The organism is Dietzia sp. SYD-A1 (assembly GCF_015356725.1).
Classification (GTDB): domain Bacteria; phylum Actinomycetota; class Actinomycetes; order Mycobacteriales; family Mycobacteriaceae; genus Dietzia.
This window is the reverse complement of the sequence record NZ_JADDKI010000202.1, coordinates 1-661: the sequence shown is the minus strand read 5'-3', so window position 1 is coordinate 661 and position 661 is coordinate 1. Positions and strand designations below refer to the sequence as shown.

The following is a 661-nucleotide window of genomic DNA, read 5'->3' as shown; positions in this document are numbered from 1 at the left end:
CCCCCGGCGAACCCGCCCCCGACCACCGCCGCTCGTCGGGGACCGGAGTCGAGGCCGGCGACCACACGGCCAGTGACGCCCCAAACGCACACCGCTCTACCTGGAACTCGCTGTTGGGCCGACTGCCACGACGGGGATCAGGGGCCCCGTCGTCGGACCGCGCCACATCCCGCGACCGCGCTCTCGCCGCCCTGATCCTGGTCGTCACCACCTCCGTGTTCATCGGCCTCTGGAACATGGCGACCACGGGGGACGACGGCGGGCTCGCCCCCACTCCGGCGGCCACGCTCAGCTCGGCAATCGAGATTCTCTCGGACCCCTTCTACCGGGAGGGCATCAACAGTGTGGGCGTGTTCTGGCACCTCCTCGCCAGCCTGCAGCGGGTGCTCACGGGCTTCCTCGTGGCGGCGGTGATCGCGATACCGCTGGGCTTCCTGCTCGGGTCGGTGCGATCCGCCCGCTGGGGACTCGACCCGATTATCCAGATCCTCCGGCCGGTCTCGCCCCTGGCGTGGTTGCCCTTGGGGCTGGCCCTACTCCGCGACGCCGAGCGCACCGCGCTCTTCGTCATCATCATGAGCGCACTGTGGCCGCTCCTGCTCAACACCATCGAGGGCGTGCGGTCCGTCAACCCGCTCCACCTCCAACTCGCCCGCACCGT

Annotated in this window: 1 protein-coding gene; it reads left to right on the top strand. The window is 70.3% G+C overall.

Going from position 1 to position 661, the window contains the following annotated elements:
- Positions 1–191 precede the first annotated feature (191 nt).
- Positions 192–661: ABC transporter permease (locus IY392_RS09225; protein ID WP_375292906.1), on the top strand; the 470-nt coding region annotated here is incomplete at its 3' end.